At 61.0% G+C, this 20626-nt stretch carries 18 protein-coding genes and 1 pseudogene; 7 read left to right on the forward strand and 12 right to left on the reverse strand.

Annotated elements, in window-relative coordinates; genetic code table 11:
• On the reverse strand, positions 1-1152 hold the full coding sequence (locus CX511_RS05755; RefSeq protein ID WP_101293729.1) for an efflux RND transporter periplasmic adaptor subunit: 1152 nt from the start codon (positions 1150-1152) through the stop codon (positions 1-3).
• Between the two features lie 261 nt (positions 1153-1413).
• On the opposite strand from CX511_RS05755, the gene CX511_RS05760 reads away from it, so the two are divergent.
• The gene (locus CX511_RS05760) at positions 1414-2046 is read left to right on the forward strand and encodes a TetR family transcriptional regulator (RefSeq protein ID WP_045185535.1); all 633 of its coding nucleotides are present in this window, start codon (positions 1414-1416) and stop codon (positions 2044-2046) included.
• A 53-nt stretch (positions 2047-2099) separates the two neighbouring features.
• On the opposite strand, the gene CX511_RS05765 is transcribed toward CX511_RS05760, so the two are convergent.
• From CX511_RS05765 to CX511_RS05775, 3 genes are all read right to left on the reverse strand, one after another.
• On the reverse strand, positions 2100-3554 hold the full coding sequence (locus CX511_RS05765) for an MDR family MFS transporter (protein ID WP_269216851.1): 1455 nt from the start codon (positions 3552-3554) through the stop codon (positions 2100-2102).
• A gap of 122 nt (positions 3555-3676) precedes the next feature.
• A complete protein-coding gene (locus tag CX511_RS05770; RefSeq protein WP_177327794.1) occupies positions 3677-3850 on the reverse strand; it encodes a hypothetical protein in 174 nt (57 codons plus the stop codon).
• 70 nt (positions 3851-3920) lie between these two features.
• Positions 3921-4829, reverse strand: a complete 909-nt coding sequence (locus tag CX511_RS05775; RefSeq protein WP_045185538.1) for a LysR family transcriptional regulator — start codon at positions 4827-4829, stop codon at positions 3921-3923.
• 105 nt (positions 4830-4934) lie between these two features.
• Here CX511_RS05775 and CX511_RS05780 point away from each other — a divergent pair, with 105 nt between their 5' ends.
• On the forward strand, positions 4935-5819 hold the full coding sequence (locus tag CX511_RS05780; protein ID WP_045185541.1) for an MBL fold metallo-hydrolase: 885 nt from the start codon (positions 4935-4937) through the stop codon (positions 5817-5819).
• A 30-nt stretch (positions 5820-5849) separates the two neighbouring features.
• A complete protein-coding gene (locus tag CX511_RS05785; RefSeq protein WP_045185544.1) occupies positions 5850-6464 on the forward strand; it encodes an NAD(P)-dependent oxidoreductase in 615 nt (204 codons plus the stop codon).
• Here the strand turns inward: CX511_RS05785 and CX511_RS05790 are convergent.
• Positions 6458-7345 (reverse strand): LysR substrate-binding domain-containing protein, encoded by an 888-nt coding sequence (locus CX511_RS05790; protein ID WP_101293728.1) that lies wholly within the window; start codon positions 7343-7345, stop codon positions 6458-6460. The genes CX511_RS05785 and CX511_RS05790 overlap by 7 nt on opposite strands.
• Positions 7346-7459: 114 nt before the next feature.
• On the opposite strand from CX511_RS05790, the gene CX511_RS05795 reads away from it, so the two are divergent.
• Positions 7460-9097 (forward strand): 5-guanidino-2-oxopentanoate decarboxylase, encoded by a 1638-nt coding sequence (locus CX511_RS05795; protein ID WP_045185549.1) that lies wholly within the window; start codon positions 7460-7462, stop codon positions 9095-9097.
• The gene (locus CX511_RS05800) at positions 9094-10533 is read left to right on the forward strand and encodes an aldehyde dehydrogenase family protein (RefSeq protein ID WP_101293727.1); all 1440 of its coding nucleotides are present in this window, start codon (positions 9094-9096) and stop codon (positions 10531-10533) included. The genes CX511_RS05795 and CX511_RS05800 overlap by 4 nt, the downstream gene beginning before the upstream one ends.
• Before the next feature lie 75 nt (positions 10534-10608).
• Here CX511_RS05800 and CX511_RS05805 read toward each other — a convergent pair whose 3' ends face one another.
• Positions 10609-11538, reverse strand: coding sequence for an AraC family transcriptional regulator (locus tag CX511_RS05805; RefSeq protein ID WP_101293726.1), 930 nt, complete (start codon positions 11536-11538; stop codon positions 10609-10611).
• 202 nt (positions 11539-11740) lie between these two features.
• On the opposite strand from CX511_RS05805, the gene CX511_RS05810 reads away from it, so the two are divergent.
• Complete coding sequence (locus CX511_RS05810) at positions 11741-12049, forward strand: antibiotic biosynthesis monooxygenase family protein (protein ID WP_101293725.1); 309 nt, start codon at positions 11741-11743, stop codon at positions 12047-12049.
• 38 nt (positions 12050-12087) lie between these two features.
• Entirely contained in the window at positions 12088-12318 is a 231-nt protein-coding gene (locus tag CX511_RS05815) for a hypothetical protein (RefSeq protein ID WP_045185562.1), read from the forward strand.
• Position 12319: 1 nt separating this feature from the next.
• Here CX511_RS05815 and CX511_RS05820 read toward each other — a convergent pair whose 3' ends face one another.
• The 6 genes and pseudogenes from CX511_RS05820 to bglX form a co-directional block, all read right to left on the reverse strand.
• Positions 12320-12931, reverse strand: coding sequence for a flavin reductase family protein (locus CX511_RS05820; RefSeq protein ID WP_045185861.1), 612 nt, complete (start codon positions 12929-12931; stop codon positions 12320-12322).
• 116 nt (positions 12932-13047) lie between these two features.
• Positions 13048-13254: pseudogene (locus tag CX511_RS05825) on the reverse strand (heme utilization protein); the annotation flags it as partial.
• Between the two features lie 354 nt (positions 13255-13608).
• Positions 13609-14928 carry an MFS transporter gene (locus CX511_RS05830; protein ID WP_045185568.1) on the reverse strand — a complete coding sequence of 440 codons (1320 nt, stop codon included), beginning with the start codon at positions 14926-14928 and terminating at the stop codon, positions 13609-13611.
• A gap of 164 nt (positions 14929-15092) precedes the next feature.
• Complete coding sequence (gene mifR / locus CX511_RS05835; RefSeq protein ID WP_045185571.1) at positions 15093-16436, reverse strand: two-component system response regulator MifR; 1344 nt, start codon at positions 16434-16436, stop codon at positions 15093-15095.
• Entirely contained in the window at positions 16436-18187 is a 1752-nt protein-coding gene (locus tag CX511_RS05840; protein WP_045185574.1) for a sensor histidine kinase, read from the reverse strand. The genes mifR and CX511_RS05840 overlap by 1 nt, the downstream gene beginning before the upstream one ends.
• 60 nt (positions 18188-18247) lie before the next feature.
• Positions 18248-20539 carry a beta-glucosidase BglX gene (bglX, locus tag CX511_RS05845; RefSeq protein ID WP_101293723.1) on the reverse strand — a complete coding sequence of 764 codons (2292 nt, stop codon included), beginning with the start codon at positions 20537-20539 and terminating at the stop codon, positions 18248-18250.
• Between the last annotated feature and the right edge of the window lie 87 nt (positions 20540-20626).

Here is a 20626-nt window from a genome sequence, read left to right on the forward strand (position 1 = left end):
TTACTCCCCTTTGGCCCCTGCAGGTTTTGCATTGGCCTGGGCTGGCTGAGCAGGCTTGACGTTGGTGGCTTCGCTGACCTTGACCTCAACGCCCGGCTTGACGAACTGCAGGCCCTCGGTGATGACACGGTCACCGGCGTTCAGGCCTTCTTCGATCAGCCACTCGTTACCGACAGTACGGCTGGCCTTGAGCTGGCGCAGCTCGACTTTGTTCTCTTTGTTGACGATCAGTGCCGTTGGCTGGCCCTTCAGGTCACGCGTAACGCCTTGTTGTGGGGCGAGGATGGCCTGGGCATTGACCCCGGCTTTGAGGCGCGCGTGTACGAACATGCCCGGCAGCAGGTTGTGCTCAGAGTTAGGGAACACGGCCCGCAGGGTCACGGAACCGGTGGTCTGGTCAACCGAGACTTCGGAGAACTCCAGGCGACCTTCCTGACGGTAGGTGCTGCCATCTTCCAGGGTCAGGGTGACCTTGGCGGCGTTGTCACCGACCTTCTGCAACTGACCGCTTTCCAGCTCGCGGCGCAGCTTGAGCATCTCGGCCGAGGACTGGGTGACGTCGACGTAGATTGGGTCAAGCTGTTGGATCACCGCCATGGCGTCAGCCTGGCCATTGTTGACCAGGGCACCTTCGGTGACCGCAGAACGACCGATACGACCGCTCAACGGAGCCAGGACCTTGGTGTAACGCAGGTCAATCTGGGCGCTGCGCAGTGCCGCTTCAGCCTGCAAACGTTTGGCTTGCGCGTCGTCGTATTCCTGACGGCTGACGGCCTGTTCGGCAACCAGTTGCTTGTAGCGCTCGGACAGCGAACGGGTCGACTGCAGGTTGGCCTGGGCACTGGCCAGGGTCGCCTCGTACACCGACGGGTCGATCTGGTACAGCTGCTGGCCTTCCTTGACCTCAGTGCCTTCTTTGAACTGGCGCTTGAGAATGATGCCGTTAACTTGCGGACGAACTTCGGCGATGCGGTAAGCGGTAGTGCGCCCCGGCAAGTCGGACGTCAAGGTGTAGGCCTGGGTTTGCAGGGTCACGACGCCGACCTGAGGAGCTTGCGCTGCGGGCGCCGCCTCTTCCTTTTTACAGCCGCTGAGCAGAGTTGCCAGGGCGACGGCGGATACCAGAGCGGTAACAGCTGGCTTGAATTGCATGAAGATCCTCGGGTCGCAAGAGCTGAAGACGCTCAAGAATAAAGGGAAAGTGTGTGAATAGAAAAAATGTTGTCGAGTGGATAAATAGCTTGCTAAGGAATATACTTACATTCATGGTTGTTTGTAAATACCTTGGCGACGATGCCAGAGCGCGTCGCAAGCCTTGAAATTAATCCCCCGGTAACAGCCTGTTAGAGGTTGATCCGGCCTAGCTCCCAGGTGCCTATAGACGTGCCTGGGTCTTGATGAGGTGGTACTGCCATGGTCCGTCGAACCAAAGAAGAAGCCCAGGAAACCCGCACCCAGATTCTTGAGGCTGCGGAGAAGGCCTTCTATAAGCGCGGGGTAGCGCGTACCACACTGGCGGATATCGCCAAGCTGGCGGGCGTGACCCGCGGCGCGATCTACTGGCACTTCAACGACAAGGCCGCGCTGGTCGAAGCCATGCTCGAAAGCCTGCACGAGCCGCTTGATGCCTTGGCCCGCGCCAGTGAAAGCGAAGAGGAGCTTGATCCGCTCGGCTGCATGCGCAAGCTGCTGGTCCAGTTGATGCACCAAATGGTGCTTGACCCGAAAACCCGACGAATCAATGAAATTCTGCATCACAAATGCGAGTTCACCGATGATATGTGTGAGATCCGCCAGCAACGACAGACCTCGACAGTGGAGTGTCACGCCCATATCGCGTTATCGCTGGGCAATGCAGTCAAGCGCGGGCAGTTACCCGCAGATGTAGACCCTGAGCGTGCGGCGCTGGCGATCTATGCCTATATAGACGGCCTGATCCGCCGCTGGCTGCTGCTGCCGGAAAGCTTCGACCTATTGGGTGAAGCTGAGCTGTGGGTCGATACCGGGCTGGATATGCTGCGCTTGAGCCCGGCCTTGCGCAAATGACTATTTGTGAAGGTTTGTGATGAATTGTTTCCACGGCCTTCACTTGTATCCTACTACCGCCCGCGTAGTTGTCTGTCAGGCAACGCCAATGCCGCCGTCAGCCCGAGCAGAGACACCATAGCACTGCCGAGCAATAGATGACGAAATGTCAGTAGCAATTCCTCATGCATCTGCGCGCTCGGCGCACCGGCCTGGAGGCTGCCGAGCAAGGCATCGCCCGTCATGCTCAGGCCTCCCTGCGGCAACATCGCCAGTAACAGCGCCGACATGCAAGCAACCCCCATGGCACCCCCGAGCGAGCGAAACAGGTTACTGGTACTGGTGGCCACGCCGATATCTCGAGGTTCTACGGCGCTTTGGGTAGCGACTAGCGAGGTGGGAAACTGCAGACCCGAGGCAATACCGGTCAAGACCATGAACAGGCCACTGAGCCAGGCAGCCTGAGGCGCCGTGAAGGCCATGCCGACTATGGCAAACGGCATCAACAACGCACCACCAAGAATCTGCGGTTTGTAGCGACCGGTGAAGCTGGTCAGGCGGCCACCGCAGTAGGCACCGATCGGCAAGCCAATGGCCAACGGCAGCAGATGCAGGGCGGCACTGTCGGCACCGGCACCGGTGATGCTCTGATAGCGTAGCGGCATGAGCATCGTCAGGGAAATGGCCTGAAAACTGGTGAAGAACAGCGTGCACCAGCACAAGGTGGCAACCGGATTGGCGAACAGTTTTAGCGGTAACAACGGCTCCGGCGCGCGGCGTTCGTGCAGGACAAACACCAGTAATCCGCCCAGCGCACACAACAGCAAGGCGCTCACTTGCGAGGAATGCCAAGGGTGACCCTGACCGATCAGGGTGATGCCCAGTAACAGGCTTGCCAGACCGAAAATCAACAACGCCGCGCCCATGTAGTCGACCTGCACCTGACGCTGTGGCACTGCCAGGGTCCGCAGCGCACGGCGAGTCACCCACCAGGCCACCAGCCCCAGTGGCAGGTTCAACCAGAAGACCCAGCGCCAAGACAGGTACTCGGTGAGATAACCACCCAGCACGGGCCCGGTGACGCTGGCCAGGGCATACATGCTGCTGAAATAGCCTTGATAGCGGCCGCGTTCGCGCGGTGGAACAAAGTCTCCGATGATCGCCTGGCTGACCGAAACCATGCCGCCAGCGCCGATGCCTTGCAGTACGCGGGCCAACACCAGTTGCTCCATGTTCTGCGCCAAGGCGCAGAACAGTGAGGCCAGGGTGAACAGCGCGGTGCCGGTAAGGATCATCCGCCGCCTACCGTACAGGTCGCCAAGTTTGCCGTAGATCGGCACGGCCACCGTCATGGCCACCATGTAGCCAGAGATCACCCAGGCCAGCAGGCCTACATCATTGAATTGCGCAGAAATCGCCGGCATCGACACAGCAACGATGGTCTGGTCCAAGGCACCAAGGAAAATTGCCAGCATCAACGCGACAAGCACGCTGCGCAGGACCGGTTGCGGAGTGTTCAGTTGCGTCACAGGCCAGCTCGAAAGGCAGGGTTATTTCGCAGGCTGTGCTGCGAAAGCAAGTGCTGGCCAGTGTACTCGATAGCTTGCTAAGCGTCTGCTTCGATGCGTACGTCGTGACGATCGGCGTTGCTTTACCTGAGGGCGCTCAAGGTCGCAGTGTGTGGCACGCAATGGGCCAAGCTGCAACTGGCGGCGGAGTAGGGCTGGTGACGGGTCTGTTCAACCCGGTAAGCCGCAGTGGCATACAGCCCGACGACGGCGGCAATGGCACAGACGACAGCGCACTTCCTGGATTTGAGGCCCATGATGCTCACCTCTTTCAACCTGCACAGGTGCTAGTTAAAGCATAGCTGCGCTTTGCCGAAGCTGCCCGGGCTAGAGCAGGTCGCGGTCCCACTCCGGCTCAGCGGTGAAGCGCTCGGCAAGAAAGTCGAGCATGCTGCGCAAGGTCGCGGGCATGTGCTTGCGCGAGGTGTAAACGGCGTTGAGGTTAAGCGCCTGCGGTTTGGCCTGAGGCAACAGGCGCACCAACTCGCCACTGCGCAGCGCCGCTGCGGTCTGGTAGGTGGGCAACATCGCAATACCGGCACCGGCCAGTGCCGCCCGCTGCAAGGTCATGGCTTCATTGGCGCTGATAGAACCTTGCACCGGCACCGAGAGCGTTTCGCCGTCCACCTCGAAGTGCCAGAGGCTCCGGCCGAAGTAGGAGTGGGTCAGACAGTTGTGCTGCACCAGCTCCTCGACCTGCAACGGCGCCGGGTGTTCGCGCAGATACGCCGGGGAGGCGCAGATCACTGAGCGGCACACGCTCAGGCGACGGGCGATCAGGTTGGGGTCCAGGTCGTTGCTGGTGCGGATCGCCAGGTCGATGCGTTCATCCACCAGATTCACCGTGCGATCGAGCATCTGCAGATCAATCTTCACCCCGGGGTAGCGTTTGACGTAAATGGCGATGGCATCCATCAGTTGGGCCTGGCCGAACGAGGTGCTGACGCTGATACGCAGTTCCCCTCGCGGCGCCTCGTCCGGTGCGCTGACAGCTGCTTGCAGATCGCCGGCAAGTTCGAGCATCTGCCGGCAACGCGGTAGGGTTTCCTGGCCGGCAGCCGTCAGGCTCAGGCGGCGGGTAGTGCGTTGCATCAGGCGTGCGCCGACCCAGCCTTCCAGCTCGGCCAAGTAGCGGGAGACCACCGGGCGCGACAGGTCAAGGTGATCAGCTGCAGCGGACTGGCTGCCAAGGTCCACCACACTAACGAAGACCCGCATTGCTGTCAGACGATCCATGATTTGCCCGCTTTCAGAAACAAACTATGTCCCAGCATCGCATTTTTTGCCTTGGTTCGTGCAACTAAGCTGTTGCACATTGCCTCTCTCACAGGAATTGCCTTGATGCGTCGTTCATTGTCCCTGCGCGGTTTTTTTCTGGCGTTCGCCACCCTTGGGGCCTTGGCCCAGGTTCAGGCCGCCGAGCAGGCGCTGCAACTGGATGTCTATAACCCCGGCAGTGCGGCCTTGTTCCCGGTCAGCTCGGTAATCGTCAGCGGCCAGCACGATGCCATCCTGGTGGATGCCCAATTCGGCAAAGCCCAGGCCGAGCAGGTGCTGAACAAACTTCGCGCCAGTGGCAAGCGGTTGACCACTATCTATATCAGTCATGGTGACCCGGATTACTACTTCGGCCTGCAGACCCTGACCGATGCCTATCCCCAGGCCAAAGTCGTTGCGTCTGCGGCAACGGTTGCCCATATCAAACAGACCATGGCTGCCAAACTGGCCTATTGGGGGCCGCAGATGGGGGCGGACAAGCCTGCGCAACTGGTCGTCCCGCAGGTGCTCTCAGGCAATCAGTTGAAGCTGGAAGGGCAAAGCCTTGAAGTGCTTGGCCTGGACGGTCCGCAACCGGATCGCAGTTTTGTCTGGATTCCGTCAATCAAAGCGGTGGTCGGCGGCGTGGTGGTGGCCAATAACCTGCACGTATGGATGGCCGACACCCAGACGGCGCAATCGCACCAGGATTGGCTGGCGACCCTCAACCGCATTGAACAGCTCAAGCCGCAGGTGGTGGTGCCAGGGCACTACCTGGGCCAGCCCGGCGAGTCACTTGAAGCCGTGCGCTTCAGCGCAGACTACATCCGTGCCTTCGACGAGGAAACCGCCAAGGCTGACAACGCCGCCGAACTGATCGCAGCGATGAAAAAGCGTTACCCGAACCTCGGCGAAGAGAGCTCGCTGGCGCTCAGTGCCAAGGTCGCCAAGGGCGAAATGAAGTGGTAAGTGTTGTTCAATCCTGACAGGAGCATTGCTATGAGCAAGATCGCAATCATCGGGGCAACCGGCCGTGCCGGTAGCCAGTTGCTGGAAGAGGCCCTGCGCCGTGGCCACCGCGTCACCGCCATCGCACGCAATCCGGCCACGCTGCAGGGGCGTGACGGCGTGACTACCGTAGCCTTGGATGTCAACGATGGCGCTGCATTGGAACTGGCGTTGAGCGGACATGATGTGGTGCTTAGTGCTGCACACTTCTCCGGCATCAAGCCACAGGCCATTATCGAGCCGGCGAAGAAAGCCGGGGTCAAGCGACTGCTGGTGGTCGGAGGGGCGGGCAGCCTGCAACTGCCTTCGGGGCACAAAGTGATCGATAGCCCGGACTTTCCCGAAGCGTATAAAGCCGAGGCCACTGCCGGTGGGCATTACCTCGATACCTTGCGTCAGGAGAAGGAACTGGACTGGACCTTCCTGTCACCGTCGGCCGAGTTCGTTGAAGGCGCGCGTACAGGCCGTTATCACCTCGGTAAGGACCACTTGCTGATCGGTGACGATGGCAAGAGCTGGATCAGCTTTGCCGACTACGCAATTGCTATGCTCGACGAAGTGGAAAAGCCTGCCCATTCGCGTCAGCGTTTTACGGTCGGTTACTGAGCCCTGGCACCTGTGGCCTGATCGCACAGCCAGTCGAGCAACTCGGTCAGGGCTGTTGACGATGCTCCCTGCGGGCGGACCAGGTAGTAGGCCTGACCGGTGCTGACCTTGAGCGGGAAGGGCGCTACCAGGCGCCCGCAACTGAGGTCATCTCCGATCAGCGACCAGTCGCCTATCGCCACTCCGGTACCCTGAGAGGCCATGGACATGGCCATGTCCAAGGTCTCGAAATGTTGGGCCTTGCCGTGCCGGGGCAGGGCCGCGCCGGCCGCATTCAGCCAGACGTTCCAGTCGTGCTGGTCGCGGGTCGGGTGCAGCAGCATGTGTTGCTCAAGGTCCGCTAACTGCCGCAAAGGCACAGGGCCTGCCAGTAGCTGCGGGGCACACACCGGTGTCAGTTGCTCATCGAACAACTTTAGCGTGTGCAATCCATTTTGGGGCGCGGCGCCATAGACCACTGCTGCATCGAATACTTCCCGACGAAAGTCCACGCCGTGCTGCACCGTAGTTGTCAGTTCCACTGGCACTTCCGGGCGCAGCGCCTGCCACTCCATCAGCCGTGGCAACAGCCAGCGCATCACGCAGGTCGGCGCCTTGAGTTGCAAGATGGCACTGCGTGCACCGACGTGCTGCACGCCTTCCTCGATCAACGCGAACACCTGCTGCACCCGTGGCAACCAGTCCTGGCCTTCGCGGGTCAGGCTCAGGCCACGGGCCTGGCGCAGGAACAACGCATAACCTAGGTGCTCTTCAAGCCCGGCAATCTGACGACTGACTGCGCCTTGGGTGATGTGCAGCAATTGCGCGGCGCGAGTGAAGTTGCAGCATTGGGCCGTGACCAGAAAGGTATGCAGGGCGGGCAACGGCGGCAGGCGCTTCATCGGGTATAAGCCATGATCTGAGGACATGGCTAGTATGAGCTTTTTTGCATTGTGCCGGTAGCGAGGCAGCGGTCCAATAACGCCTGGTTTCAGCACAATAACAGGCAGACGAACATGGCAACTTGTGGCGAAGTACTGGTAAAACTCCTTGAAGGCTATGGTGTTGACCATGTCTTCGGTATTCCTGGCGTACATACCGTCGAGCTCTACCGCGGGCTGGCACGTTCTTCTATCCGCCACATTACCCCACGCCACGAGCAAGGTGCCGGCTTCATGGCTGACGGCTATGCGCGTACCCGTGGCAAACCGGGCGTCTGCTTTATCATCACCGGCCCAGGCATGACCAACATCACTACCGCCATGGGCCAGGCTTACGCTGACTCGATTCCGATGCTGGTGATCTCCAGCGTCCAGTCGCGCAATCAATTGGGGGGCGGGCGCGGCAAACTGCACGAGCTGCCGGCCCAGGGTGGCCTGGTTGCCGGCGTCGCGGCGTTCTCTCACACATTAATGAGCGCTGATGACCTGCCAGTGGTGTTGGCTCGCGCCTTCGCCGTGTTCGAGGGGGCCCGCCCACGTCCCGTGCACATCGAGATTCCCCTGGATGTACTGGTCGAGGACGCTGACCATCTGCTGGCCAGCACCCCGGTACGAATTGCCCGTGCTGGCGCCGCACCGGCGCCAGTGGCGCAGATGGCGGCCCTGTTGGCCAGCGCCCGGCGTCCGTTGATTCTCGCCGGTGGTGGTTCGATTGCTGCCAGTGCGGCGCTGACCCGCCTGGCGGAATACCTGCAGGCACCCGTGGCACTGACCATCAACGCCAAGGGGGTATTGCCCGCCAACCATCCACTGCAGATAGGTTCCACCCAGTCGCTGGTGGCAACCCGTGAGCTGGTGGCCGAAGCGGATGTGGTCTTGGCGATTGGTACCGAACTTGCCGAAACCGACTATGACGTGACCTTCAAAGGTGGCTTCGAGATCCCAGGTCGCTTGCTGCGCATCGACATCGATCCAGACCAGACCGTACGTAACTATCCGCCGGAAATTGCCTTGGTAGCAGACGCCACAGTGGCCACCGATGCCCTGTTGGTTGCGTTGGCTGATCAACCGGCACCGGTACGCAGTACCGAGTGGGGCGCCAGCCGCGCAGCTTGCTTGCGCGAGCGGTTGCTGGCCGACTGGGACCTGCCGATGCACAGCCAGACGCGCATGCTCAAAACCTTGCTCGAGACCCTGCCGAACGCGGTGCTGGTGGGTGACTCGACCCAACCGGTCTACACCGGCAACCTGACCCTGGATATGGACCAGCCACGGCGCTGGTTCAATGCCTCCACCGGCTACGGCACGCTCGGTTACGCCTTGCCGGCGGCGATGGGCGCCTGGTTGGGCAGTGCTCAAGCAATCGAAGCGCGCCCGCCGGTCATCTGCCTGATCGGTGACGGCGGCCTGCAGTTCACCTTGCCGGAGCTGGCCAGTGCCACCGAGGCGCAGGTACCGCTGATCGTGCTGTTGTGGAACAACCAGGGCTACGAGGAAATCAAGAAATACATGGTCAACCGCGCCATCGAGCCGGTGGGCGTGGACATTTACACCCCGGACTTTATCGGCGTGGCCAAGGCCTTGGGCTGTGCAGCCCAAGCCGTAGGTGATGTGGAGCAGCTACGTGAAGCGCTACGTCAAGCCTGCGACCGCAGGGGGCCGAGCCTGATTGAAATCGACCAGAACCAATGGCAGCAGGCGGTACCCGCATGATGAAGCTTGCCGGTGTTTATATCGAAGGTGTCTGGCAGCACGGCCCGTGCCCGCTTAGCGTGATAAACCCAAGCAACGAACAACAGTTGGCTGAAGTGGCCGGCGGCGACGGCGCAGCGGTGGCGCGTGCGACCCTGGCCGCGCGCAAGGCGTTCAGCGGCTGGTCGAGCAGTACCGGTAGTGAGCGGGCGAAGGTGCTGCGCACGATTGCCGAGGGGGTCGAGGCGCGTCGCGAGCGTCTGGTCACTTTGCAGGCCAGCAACAACGGCAAGCCGTTGGCCGAAGCGCAGCTGGATGTGGACGATGTCATTGCCACCTTCTGCTATTACGCCGACCTTGCCGACGGTTTCGACGCGGGACAGGACTGTGCGGTGGCGTTGCCCACTGACGATTTTGTAGCACGGTTACGGCGCGAGCCATGCGGTGTAGTCGGGTTGATTGTGCCGTGGAATTTCCCCATGGTCACCACCGCATGGAAACTGGCGCCGGCCTTGGCTGCCGGTTGCTGCGTAGTGTTGAAACCGTCTGAAGTCACGCCACTGGCGGAGTTGGAACTGGCCGCAGTGATTGCTGAAGCCGGTTTGCCGGACGGTGTCTTCAACCTGGTCTGTGGCACCGGGATTGCGGTGGGCGCTGCGCTGGCGGCGGATCCACGGATCGCCAAAATCTCCTTCACCGGCAGCAATGCGGTGGGCGTGCAGGTCATGCAGCGTGCCGCCGAGACGGTCAAGGGCGTGAGCCTGGAATTGGGCGGCAAATCCTCTTTGTTGGTGCTGGAGGAAGCGGACCTCGAATTGGCGCTGGAACTGGCCTGCCTGGGTGGCTTTTTCAATGCCGGGCAAATGTGCTCGGCCACCAGTCGGGTGTTGGTGGCGGAGGCCTTGTATGCGGACTTTATCGTCCGGCTCAAGACCCAGGCCGAGTCGATTCGACTGGGTGATCCGCTTGCCGGCGAAAGTGACATGGGCCCACTGGTGAACCACGCGCAGTATCAGCGTGTGCACAAACACATTGCTGCCGGGCTGGACGCTGGCGCGCAATTGCTTTGCGGTGGTTCACGCCCGGCTGAACTGCCGTGCGGGTACTTCATCAGCCCTACGGTGTTTACCGAGGTGCCGTTGGACAGTGCGCTGTGGCGTGAGGAAATCTTTGGTCCTGTGTTGTGTGTACGCTCGGTGGCCAGCGAGGCCGAGGCGGTGGCCCTGGCCAATGACAGTGAGTTTGGCTTGGTTGCCAGCGTCATAAGCCGGGATTTGGGCGCAGCGCAGCGGGTGGCCAACGCACTTGAGGCAGGCTTGGTGTGGGTCAACGCACCCCAGGTGATTTTTCCGCAGACGGCCTGGGGTGGCTATAAGCAGAGCAGTATTGGCCGCGAACTTGGGCCTTGGGGGTTGAGTGCCTTTCAGGAAATCAAGCATGTGGTGACAGCGCGGTAGTGTATTCGGGGCTGCTTTGCAGCCCATCGCCGACAAGTCCGGCTCCCACAGGAGGGCGTCTTTGTCGGTGCCGGTCTACAGTGCACTGCGCAACCGCGCTAGATCCCGCGCGGGCGGCGCGCCATACAGTCGACTGTACTCACGGCTGAATTGCGATGGGCTCTCATAGCCCACCCGATACCCGGCCACTGCAGCTTCGAGCCCATCATTGAGCATCAGCCGTCGCGCTTCCTGCAGACGCAACTGCTTCTGGTACTGCAACGGGCTCATCGAAGTCACCGCCTTGAAGCGGTGATGCAGGGTCGAGCTGCTGAGGTTCACTTCACGGGCCAGGTCATCGATACGCAGCGGGCGATGGAAGTGCTGGTTGAGCCATTCAATCGCCTGGCAAACCCGATGGGTCTGGCTGCTGGACATGGCAATTTCGTAGAGCCGATAGCCTTGCGGCCCCCGCAGCAAGCGGTAGAGTATTTCCCGACGAATCAACGGCGCTAACACCGCGATGTCTTTCGGTGTGTCGAGCAGGCGGATCAAACGCAGCAAGGCATCGAGCAACAGCGGATCTGTGCGCTCGACATACAGCCCGCGACCCGAAGGCAGCGCCGGAACGCCCATCGGCCCGGCTTCGGCAATCAAGCTATTGATCTGCGCCGGGTCAATGTTCATTCGCACCCCTAGGCTCGGGTTCTCCGGGCTTGCCTCAAGCAACACGCCACTGATCGGCAAGGCCACCGAGAGCACCATGTAGTGCAACGGGTCATAGACGTAACGTTCATCCCCCAGACAGATTTCCTTGCTGCCGTGGGCGAGGATGCACAAGGCCGGTTGAGCCAGCGCTGGCATTGAGCGCACGCTTTCCTGGTAACTGACCACGAACAGGTCTTCGATAGCCGACTCGACATTGCTGCTGTGTGGCGCATGACGACGCACCAGGTCGGCCAGCTCCAGGCGCTGCTGCTCCAGGGCGGGATCGAGAACCTGCCGATCGCAGGTGGGGATAGACATCGCGGTACTTCCAGACAAGGACCTGTGCAGCATAGGTTTGTGCAAGCAGTGGCGCTAGCAGAATACTGTCGCCCGCTTGCCTGATCCTGCAGCGCGCAGGATCAGGCAAGCGGGCGACAGGAATGACCTAACGGCACGCGCGAAGCGTCGCCTAACCTGTGCAACCTGGCAATAACAACAGGCTGCTCTAGGAGAAACGCTCATGACCTCGCCACACGCGCTTACCCACCTTGCTTTTATCCGGGCCAGCAGCGGTCGCTCAGTGGAACTGGGCACGCGTTTGCGTCAATTGCTCGAACCTTCGCGACGGGCGCCGGGTTGTCTGCACTTCAATCTGCAACAGTCCCAGGCCGATGCCGACCTTTGGCTGCTCAGCGGATTCTGGCGCGATCAACAGGCGATGAGTGGCTATTTCGCGTCGCCCACCTTGGACCTGTTCGGCGAGCTGGTGCAGGCCCAGGTGGTTGCCAGTCTTGACCTGCATACCTTCGCTGAGCCGTCTGCGGGTTAGAATGGCGTTTTTCGGCAATCGATGTGGATTTGAGGCACATGGCACGTAAAGAATTTTCGCAGTTTGAGGCCGTATCGGCAGCGGTTCGCGGCGACGAGGGCTATTGCGCGGCAATCGCCGTGAAAGGCCTGGGCGCCAGCGGCGCACCCCGCTTTCACAAAGTCCTCGACGGGCAGACGTTCAAGACCGCCCTGGCGGCTGACGAGGCCGCCTGTGCCGAACTTGAACGCCTGCAGGGCGTCAACGACGACGCCGAACTGGTCTGGTAACTCAGCCGTTGACCTGTGGGCGGGCCATCTTGAACAGGTTGCCCAACTCGAAATAGTCCGCAGGCCCACCGCCGCGCAGGATCGGTTGCGCGGCAGCGGTGTCGTAGATGCCGTCCTTGAGCAGATGCTCGGCGATATGCACCGCTACCACCTCACCGAGGATCAGCCAGCTCGGCACCAGCGCTTGATCGGCGCGCTGCAGCTGAATGATCTGGGTCACCTTGCATTCGAACGACACCGGGCTTTCCTGTACCCGCGGCACGGCGATGACGTTCGAGGCCACCGGGGTCAGGCCGCTCAGCGTAAATTCATCGACATCGGCCGGGACCGCGATGCAGCTCTGGTTCATGGCCTCGGCCAGTGGCCGGGTAGCCAGGTTCCAGGCGAACTCGCCGGTTTTCTCGATGTTGTTCAGGCTGTCTTTGCGCCCGACGCTGGAGAAACCGATGATTGGCGGAATGTAGTTGAACGCGTTGAAGAAGCTGTAAGGCGCCAGGTTCAGGCGGCCTTGCTCGTCCTGGGAGGAAATCCAGCCGATCGGGCGTGGGCCGACGATGGCGTTGAACGGGTCGTGGGGCAGGCCGTGGCCTTTTGCGGGTTCGTAGTAATACATCTGCATTGGCCCAAGGGCCTTCCCTGTGAGTAGGCGCCTAGTGTGCCAAGGCTTTGCCTGGCTGAAAACGATTAAGCCCGGCCGAAGCCGGGCTGATTGCGTCGCAGCAGCGATTAGCTGATGCGGTGGGCCTGGGTGCGATCGAAACCATCTTCAGCGAATTTGGCCGCGCCAGTGCGATCAAAACCATCTTCTGCAACGGTAGCCGACTGGGTTTGTACGGCGTTGAAGCTGTGGGCGTTGGTGCGGTCGAAACCGTCTTCGGCGAAAGCGTTGGCAGCCAGTACCGAGAAGGCCAGGGTCAGGATCAGTTTGCTTTTCATGGTTGTTGCTCCGGGGTGGTGAGGGGTTGTTTGTTGCTATGGGTTTAATGCTACGCCAATTAAATTGATTAAAAAGCGCAAAAAATAGCGCCTATAAATCGATATATTCGATATATGTAAATATGGCTGGGCAGTCGTAGCCGCTGCCGCCAGGCTGCGATCGGCTGCGCAGCGGCCGTCATCCAATCACCGTGATCACGGCCGTTTCACGCCCGATCGCAGCCTGGCGGCAGCGACTACTTAGGCGCCTGGCGATTGAAGAAGAATGAGCGCCCCGGATTAATGGGTCGTTAAACGAAAAAAGGGGGCGTCCACTGCTGGACGCCCCCTTTTCTACACACTCAAACGATGCGGTTAGTCAGTCGTAATCCGCGAATGCTTGCGGGTGTCCTTCATGAACACGTACACCAGCAACGAGCAGGCAATACAGGCAGTTACGTACCAGTAGTAGCCAGTTTCCATGCCGATGCTCTTGAACCACAGCGCCACGTATTCGGCGGTGCCACCGAAGATCGATACGGTCAGTGCGTAAGGCAGGCCGACGCCCAGAGCGCGGATTTCGGTGGGGAACAGTTCGGCTTTAACCACGGCATTGATCGAGGTGTAGCCACTGACGATGATCAGCGCTGCCATGATCAGGAAAAACGCGCCCCACCAGGTTTCGATGGTGTGCAGGGTGGTCAGGATCGGTACGGTGCACACGGTGCCCAGAACGCCGAAGGCGATCAGGATCGGACGCCGCCCAATCTTGTCGGAGAGACTGCCTACGATCGGTTGCAGGCACATGAACAGGAACAGGGTCGCCGCCGAGATGGTGGTCGAGTCGCTGATACTCATGCCCACCGTATTGACCAGGTACTTCTGCATGTAGGTGGTGTAGGTGTAGAAGGCCAGGGTGCCGCCCATGGTCAGGCCGACCACGGTTGCCAGTTCCTTGGGATGGCGCATCAGGGTGCGCATCAGGCTTTCCTTGGACTTCTCCTTCTTGGTGAAGGAGGCGGTTTCTTCCATACCACGACGCAAGTACAGGGCCACGACCGCACACAGCGCGCCGATCACGAACGGTACGCGCCAGCCCCAGGCATACAGCTGCTCGGTGGTCAGGGTCTGCTGCAGGATGATCAGCACGGCCAGAGCGATGAGTTGGCCGGAGATCAGGGTCACATACTGGAAGCTGGAGAAGAAGCCACGACGCTCCTTGGTCGCCATCTCACTGAGGTAGGTGGCCGAGGTGCCGTATTCACCGCCCACCGACAGGCCCTGCATCAAGCGAGCAACTACCAGCAGGACCGGGGCGGCAACGCCGATGGTTTCATAACCCGGGGTCAGGGCAATGACCAGTGAGCCGGCGCACATCAGCAGTACCGAGGCCATCAGTGCGGCCTTGCGGCCTTTGCGGTCGGCGTAGATGCCCATCAGCCAGCCACCGATCGGGCGCATCAGGAAGCCCACGGCGAAGATCGCAGCGGTGTTCAACAGTTGTGCGGTGGTGTCGCCGGCAGGGAAGAAGGCTTTGGCGAAATACAGGGAAAACGCGGCGTAAACGTACCAGTCGTACCATTCGACCATGTTGCCGATCGAACCGCTGAAAATCGACTTGAGTCGGCTTCGGGTGGTTTTTTCCGCGGCGGGCGCAACGGCCGCCCCGGCTGGCAGGGTGGTGGAGTTATCCATCGAAGGGACCTTCATAGTTGTTTTTGTGGAGCGCGCCGAAACGCAGCCTGCCAGAGCTATAGCAGGAGCTGTGCCAGGTGCTGAAAGCCCGGATTAGAAGGGGTTGCGCAAACCGATAAGCGGAAATCCGCTCATCGGTTTAAGGGTGATCGGCAAAATTTTGCTTAGTGCCGATGGTCTGCGCCGAGAAAGTCTTCGCGCAACAGACCATGGCGCTGCATCTTTTCGTTGAGGGTACGACGCGGCAGTTGCAACTCTTCCATCACTGACTTGATCTCACCTTTGTGCCGACTCAAGGCGGCGCGCAGACATTGCGCTTCAAACGCTTCCTGCTGGGCGGCCAGCGACTGCCCGGACTCGACCTCGGCAATGGCCGGTTCCCCCAGCCCGAGGGCGTGACGTTCTGCAGCGTTGGCCAGTTCGCGAACGTTGCCGGGCCAGTCGTGACTGAGCAAGCGGCCAAGGTGCGCACCGCTGAGCAGTGGCGCGCTGCGACCGACACGCTCGGCGGCCAGGCGGGAAAAGTGGTTGAACAGCAAGGGAATGTCTTCACGCCGCTCGCGCAACGGCGCCAAGCGCAGTTCGGCAACGTTAAGGCGGTAGGCCAGGTCTTCACGAAAGCGTCCGGCACGGGCCTCTTCGAGCAGGTCTGGCTTGGTGGCGGCGATGATTCGCAAATCAACGGCAATGCTCTGGTTAGCGCCAAGGCGCTCCAGTTTCTGCTCTTGCAGTACGCGCAGCAGTTTGGCTTGTTGGGCCAGCGGCATACTCTCGATTTCGTCGAGGAACACCGTGCCGCCGTTGGCGTATTCCAGCTTACCGATGCGCTTGCCCTGGGCGCCGGTAAAGGCACCGCTTTCGTGGCCGAACAGCTCGGCCTCAAACAACTGCTCCGGGATGGCGGCGCAGTTGAGTGCGACGAAGGGTTTGCCAGCCCGTGGGCCGAAGTCGTGCAGGCAGCGCGCGACTTGTTCCTTGCCGCTGCCGGTTTCACCCCTAATCAGCACATTGACCGGCAGGCTGGCCAGGTCCAGCACCTGCCGGCGCAGTTGCTGCATGCCTTGCGACATGCCCAACAGGTTCAGTTCCAGGCGCGCCTTGAGGTCGGCTTGCTCGTGCAGGCGGCGATTCTCCAGCACCAGTTGGCGCTTTTCCAGGGCGCGGCGCAGGCTGCCCAGCAGGCTTTCCGGGCTGAAGGGTTTTTCGAGAAAATCATAGGCACCGGTGCGCATGGCTTCGACGGCCATCGGTACATCACCGTGGCCGGTCAGCAGAATCACGGGCAAGTCGGCATCGCGCGCCTGCAGTTGCTCAAGCAGCTGCAGGCCGTCCATGCCGGGCATGCGCACATCACTGAGGATCACCCCGGGAAAATGCACGGGCAGCTGGCTCAGGCAGTCTTCGGCACGGCTGAACAGTTGCACCGTGAAACCGGACAGGCTCAGCCACTGCTCGACCGCTGTGCGGATGCTGGCTTCATCGTCGACGACCATTACCGAATTGAACATCAGGGCTCCAGATCACAGGGCAGGGTCAGGCTGAAGCGCGCGCCGCCCGGTTGATTGTCGACCGTAAGGCGCCCACCAGCTTCATGAATGATGCCATAGGAAATCGCCAAGCCCAGGCCCAGCCCTTCACCCACAGGTTTGGTGGTGAAGAACGGGTCAAAGACATTGGTCAGGTGTTCGGCGGCAATGCCGCCACCGCTGTCGAGCACACTCAGGCGCCATTGCTCAGCCTCGGCTTCGATGCGGATTTCCAGGCGTTTGTAGCTCTTACCGAGCATCGCGTCCAGGGCATTGCGCAACAAGTTGATCAACACTTGCTCCAGGCGGATGGCATCACCGCGCACCCAGGCCGGGCGAGCCAGGTACAGCGAGACTTCAACCTGTTCGGCGCGAATTCGTGCCTCCAGTAACTGGAGCGCCTGGTCGACCACGGTGGCCAGGTCCAAACGTTCACGCAAGCCACTGGGGCTGTTGCGGGCGAAGGTCTTCAAGTGGCCGGTGAGTGCCGCCATGCGCTTGAGCATCTGCTCCAGCGGCTCCAGGGCCAAACGTGCTTCATCGTAGCGCTGGTTGTCGAGCAGTAGGCGCAGGGTCGCCAGCTGCATGCGCTGGGTGGTCAGCGGCTGATTGATTTCGTGCGCCAGGGCTGCCGACATTTGCCCCAGGGCCGCGAGCTTGGCCGATTGCACCAGGCCTTCTTGGGCCGTGCGCAACTCACGGGTACGTTCCTCGACCAGGCGCTTGAGCTCGTCACGGCTGCGTTGGCGCAGGCGCGCCAGGCGCAGACGCTGACTGATGAACAGCAGCGCGAAGACCAGGCTCAACCACACGGCAGCAGCGGCGAGGGCGGCATTGCGCCCGTCGTCGCTGACCTGCGGTTTGCGCAACAGATGCAGGGTCCAACCCTCGGCTTCCAGCGGCAAGCTTTCCCACAGGTAGTCGGTGCTGCCTTCAGGCCCCTGTACGCGCATCAGGTGGCTGTTGTCGTCGAAACGGCTGAGCACCTGATGTTGTAAGGGCACCAGTGGTTGCTTGTCGTATTGGCGAGTGGCCGCCAGTTCGGCCCGGTCGGCGTCGGTCAGTGGATTGAGTTCGCGGTAACGCCAACCGTCCTGATTGGCGATAAAGATGATCCCGCGGGCGTCGCTGACCAGGAGGATATCGCTGCCTTGGCGCCATTCGCGCTCCAGCTCCGGGAACTCCAGCTTGACCACCATGGCGCCGAGAAAGCGACTGTTCTCATCCTGCACCGCGCTGGAGAGGAAGTAGCCGGGCACGCCGCTGGTCACGCCGACGGCATAGAAGCGTCCGCTGCCCTGGCTGCGGGTTTGTTTGAAATAAGGGCGGAAACCATAGTTGGAGCCGACATAGGTGCTGGGCAGGCGCCAGTTGCTGGCCGCTACGGCAAGTCCGGTATGGTCCAGCAGTTCCAGAGTCGACGAGTTGGCCGCGCCGTTGATGCGTTCGAGTTTGCGGTTTAGGGCGTCCTGTACCTGGTTGCTGACCGGACCATTGAGGGCACTGATCAGCTCCGGGTCCAGGGCCAATACGGCGGGCAGGGCGCGGTAGCGTTCGATCAGGGTGTGCAACGAGTTGGCATAAAGGCCCAACTGCTGGTTGGCACGGCCAGCATCTTCGACCATCGCTTGGCGTTTGGCCTGATGCATGGCCCAGCCTGCGCTGAACAAGGTGCCAGCCAGGATGAAGAAAATGATCAACCCCAGACGCAGGGCACGAAAGGAATAAGGCATGGGGCGGATCCCGGCAGAGGGGGAAGGCCTCCTGGCCTTCCCTTGGAGCGTGGCAACGGTTTACAGCAATTCGAAGCGCTGTTGCTGCACGGTCTGGGAGTCCAGTCCGACCTGGACATTGAACTCGCCGGGCTCGGCTGCCCACTGCAACTGGGTATTGTAGAACTTCAGGTCATCTTCATTGATCTGAAAGCGCAGGGTGCGTTCTTCACCGGCCTTGAGCATGACTTTCTGGAAGTTCTTCAACTCCTTCACTGGGCGGCTCATTGACGCGGCGATGTCCTGGACGTACAGCTGCACCACGGTTTCGCCGTCACGCTTGCCAGTGTTCTTGACCCGCACGCTGGCTTCGAGGGTCTGGCCCTTTTTCAGGGTCTTGCTCGACAGGGTCAACGGCGACAGGCTGAAATCGCTGTAGCTCAAGCCGTAGCCGAACGGGTAGAGCGGGCCGTTGGGTTCCTCGAAGTATTGCGAGGTGTAGTTGCCAGGCTTGCCCGGGGTGAAGGGGCGGCCAATGCTCAGGTGGTTGTAGTACATCGGGATCTGCCCCACCGAGCGTGGGAAGGTGATGGCCAGTTTGCCCGACGGGTTGTAGTCGCCAAACAGCACGTCGGCAATGGCATTGCCGCCTTCGGTGCCACTGAACCAGGTCTCGAGGATGGCATCGGCTTGCTCGCGCTCCCAGCTCAGCGACAGCGGTCGGCCGTTCATCAGCACCAGCACCAGCGGCTTGCCGGTGGCTTTCAACGCTTTGATCAACTCGCGTTGGGCTGCCGGGATTTCCAGGGTGGTGCGGCTCGACGATTCATGGGACATGCCCCGTGACTCACCGACTACGGCAACCACTACATCGGATTGTTTGGCTGCTTTGACGGCTTCGTCGATCAGTACGGCGGCCGGTCGTGGGTCATCGATGATTTCCGGGGCATCAAAGTTGAGAAAGTTAAGGTAGTCGAGGATCGCCTTGTCGTGGGTAACGTTGGAACCTTTGGCGTAGATCACCTTGGCCTTGTCACCGAGCACCTGGCGCATGCCTTCCCGCACGGTCACCGACTGCTGCGGGCGGCCAGCGGCGGCCCAACTGCCCATCATGTCGATGGGTGCATCGGCCAATGGACCGACCAGGGCGATGGTGCCGGACTTTTTCAGCGGCAGGGTCTGCTCGCGGTTCTCCAGCAATACCAGGCTACGGCGCGCCACATCACGGGCTTCGGCGCGATGCAGGCGGCTGTCGGCGTAGGTGTCGGCCGGATCGTCGCTGGCGTTACCGATGCGACGGTACGGGTCGGCGAACAGACCCATGTCGTACTTGGCACCGAGGACTTCGCGCACGGCATTGTCGATGTCCGCCTGGTTGATTTCGCCGGCGTTGAGCAGGCTGGCCAGTTGTTCACCGTACAGCGAGTCATTCATGCTCAGGTCGATGCCGGCCTTGATAGCCAGTTTTGCCGCTTCACGGCCATCACGGGCGACGCCGTGGCGCACCAGTTCGGTGATTGCCCCGTGGTCGCTGACAGTCACGCCCTTGAAGCCCCAGTCCTTGCGCAGCAGGTCGTGCATCAACCAGGTGTTGGACGTGGCGGGTACGCCGTTGATCGAGTTCAACGCGACCATCACGCCACCGGCGCCAGCATCGATGGCGGCGCGGTAGGGCGGCAGATAGTCGTTGAACATCTTGGTCGGGCTCATGTCGACCGTGTTGTAGTCGCGCCCGCCTTCAACGGCGCCGTACAAGGCGAAGTGCTTGACGCTGGCCATCAGGCTGGTCGGCTCTGCCGGGCTTTTGCCCTGGAAGGACTCGACCATGACCTTGGAGATGCGCGAGACCAGGTAGGTGTCTTCACCAAAGCCTTCGCTGGTGCGGCCCCAACGCGGATCTCGGGCAATATCGACCATGGGCGCGAAGGTCATGTCGATACCGTCGGAGGCCGCTTCCAGCGCAGAGACTCGGCCGACCTTGGCGATTGCGTCCATGTCCCAGCTCGAGGCCAGGGCCAGGCTGATCGGGAAGATCGTGCGGTGGCCGTGGATCACGTCATAGGCGAAGAACATCGGAATCTTCAGGCGACTGCGCCCGGCTGCGTCCTGCATCGGACGGTTCTCGGCGCGGGTGATCGAGTTGAACGTACCGCCGATGCGCCCCGCTGCGATTTCTTTGCGAATCATTTCGCGAGGCATTTCCGGGCCGATGCTGATCAGGCGCAACTGGCCGATTTTCTCGTCCAGGGTCATCTGGCCCATCAGGTCGGCAATAAATACCTGTTTGTTCTTCAACGGATCTGCAGGGGTGTCGGCAAAGGCCGACTGACTGGCCAGGCTGACGAGGAGGCCCAGCAAACACAGCTTGTTCATGAAGTTCTATTCTCAAGGCTCAGGGCAGTATTCACGGTGATACTGCCCAGCCGAAATGGGGGAAGCGGCTATTGTTGTAGTTTGCTG

Origin of the sequence: Pseudomonas sp. S06B 330, from assembly GCF_002845275.2 — a bacterium.
In the GTDB taxonomy this organism is placed as follows: domain Bacteria; phylum Pseudomonadota; class Gammaproteobacteria; order Pseudomonadales; family Pseudomonadaceae; genus Aquipseudomonas.

What these genes read in the sequence shown, in the direction of transcription:
- CX511_RS05810 (WP_101293725.1), top strand. Translation starts at nt 11,741, where the DNA reads ATGACCTCGCCACACGCGCTTACCCACCTTGCTTTTATCCGGGCCAGC.
- CX511_RS05840 (WP_045185574.1), bottom strand. Translation starts at nt 18,187, where the DNA reads ATGCCTTATTCCTTTCGTGCCCTGCGTCTGGGGTTGATCATTTTCTTC.
- mifR (WP_045185571.1), bottom strand. Translation starts at nt 16,436, where the DNA reads ATGTTCAATTCGGTAATGGTCGTCGACGATGAAGCCAGCATCCGCACA.
- CX511_RS05755 (WP_101293729.1), bottom strand. Translation starts at nt 1,152, where the DNA reads ATGCAATTCAAGCCAGCTGTTACCGCTCTGGTATCCGCCGTCGCCCTG.
- CX511_RS05805 (WP_101293726.1), bottom strand. Translation starts at nt 11,538, where the DNA reads ATGTCTATCCCCACCTGCGATCGGCAGGTTCTCGATCCCGCCCTGGAG.
- CX511_RS05795 (WP_045185549.1), top strand. Translation starts at nt 7,460, where the DNA reads ATGGCAACTTGTGGCGAAGTACTGGTAAAACTCCTTGAAGGCTATGGT.
- CX511_RS05785 (WP_045185544.1), top strand. Translation starts at nt 5,850, where the DNA reads ATGAGCAAGATCGCAATCATCGGGGCAACCGGCCGTGCCGGTAGCCAG.
- CX511_RS05800 (WP_101293727.1), top strand. Translation starts at nt 9,094, where the DNA reads ATGATGAAGCTTGCCGGTGTTTATATCGAAGGTGTCTGGCAGCACGGC.
- CX511_RS05760 (WP_045185535.1), top strand. Translation starts at nt 1,414, where the DNA reads ATGGTCCGTCGAACCAAAGAAGAAGCCCAGGAAACCCGCACCCAGATT.
- CX511_RS05830 (WP_045185568.1), bottom strand. Translation starts at nt 14,928, where the DNA reads ATGGATAACTCCACCACCCTGCCAGCCGGGGCGGCCGTTGCGCCCGCC.
- CX511_RS05820 (WP_045185861.1), bottom strand. Translation starts at nt 12,931, where the DNA reads ATGTATTACTACGAACCCGCAAAAGGCCACGGCCTGCCCCACGACCCG.
- CX511_RS05790 (WP_101293728.1), bottom strand. Translation starts at nt 7,345, where the DNA reads ATGAAGCGCCTGCCGCCGTTGCCCGCCCTGCATACCTTTCTGGTCACG.
- CX511_RS05775 (WP_045185538.1), bottom strand. Translation starts at nt 4,829, where the DNA reads ATGGATCGTCTGACAGCAATGCGGGTCTTCGTTAGTGTGGTGGACCTT.
- CX511_RS05780 (WP_045185541.1), top strand. Translation starts at nt 4,935, where the DNA reads ATGCGTCGTTCATTGTCCCTGCGCGGTTTTTTTCTGGCGTTCGCCACC.
- CX511_RS05815 (WP_045185562.1), top strand. Translation starts at nt 12,088, where the DNA reads ATGGCACGTAAAGAATTTTCGCAGTTTGAGGCCGTATCGGCAGCGGTT.
- CX511_RS05770 (WP_177327794.1), bottom strand. Translation starts at nt 3,850, where the DNA reads ATGGGCCTCAAATCCAGGAAGTGCGCTGTCGTCTGTGCCATTGCCGCC.
- bglX (WP_101293723.1), bottom strand. Translation starts at nt 20,539, where the DNA reads ATGAACAAGCTGTGTTTGCTGGGCCTCCTCGTCAGCCTGGCCAGTCAG.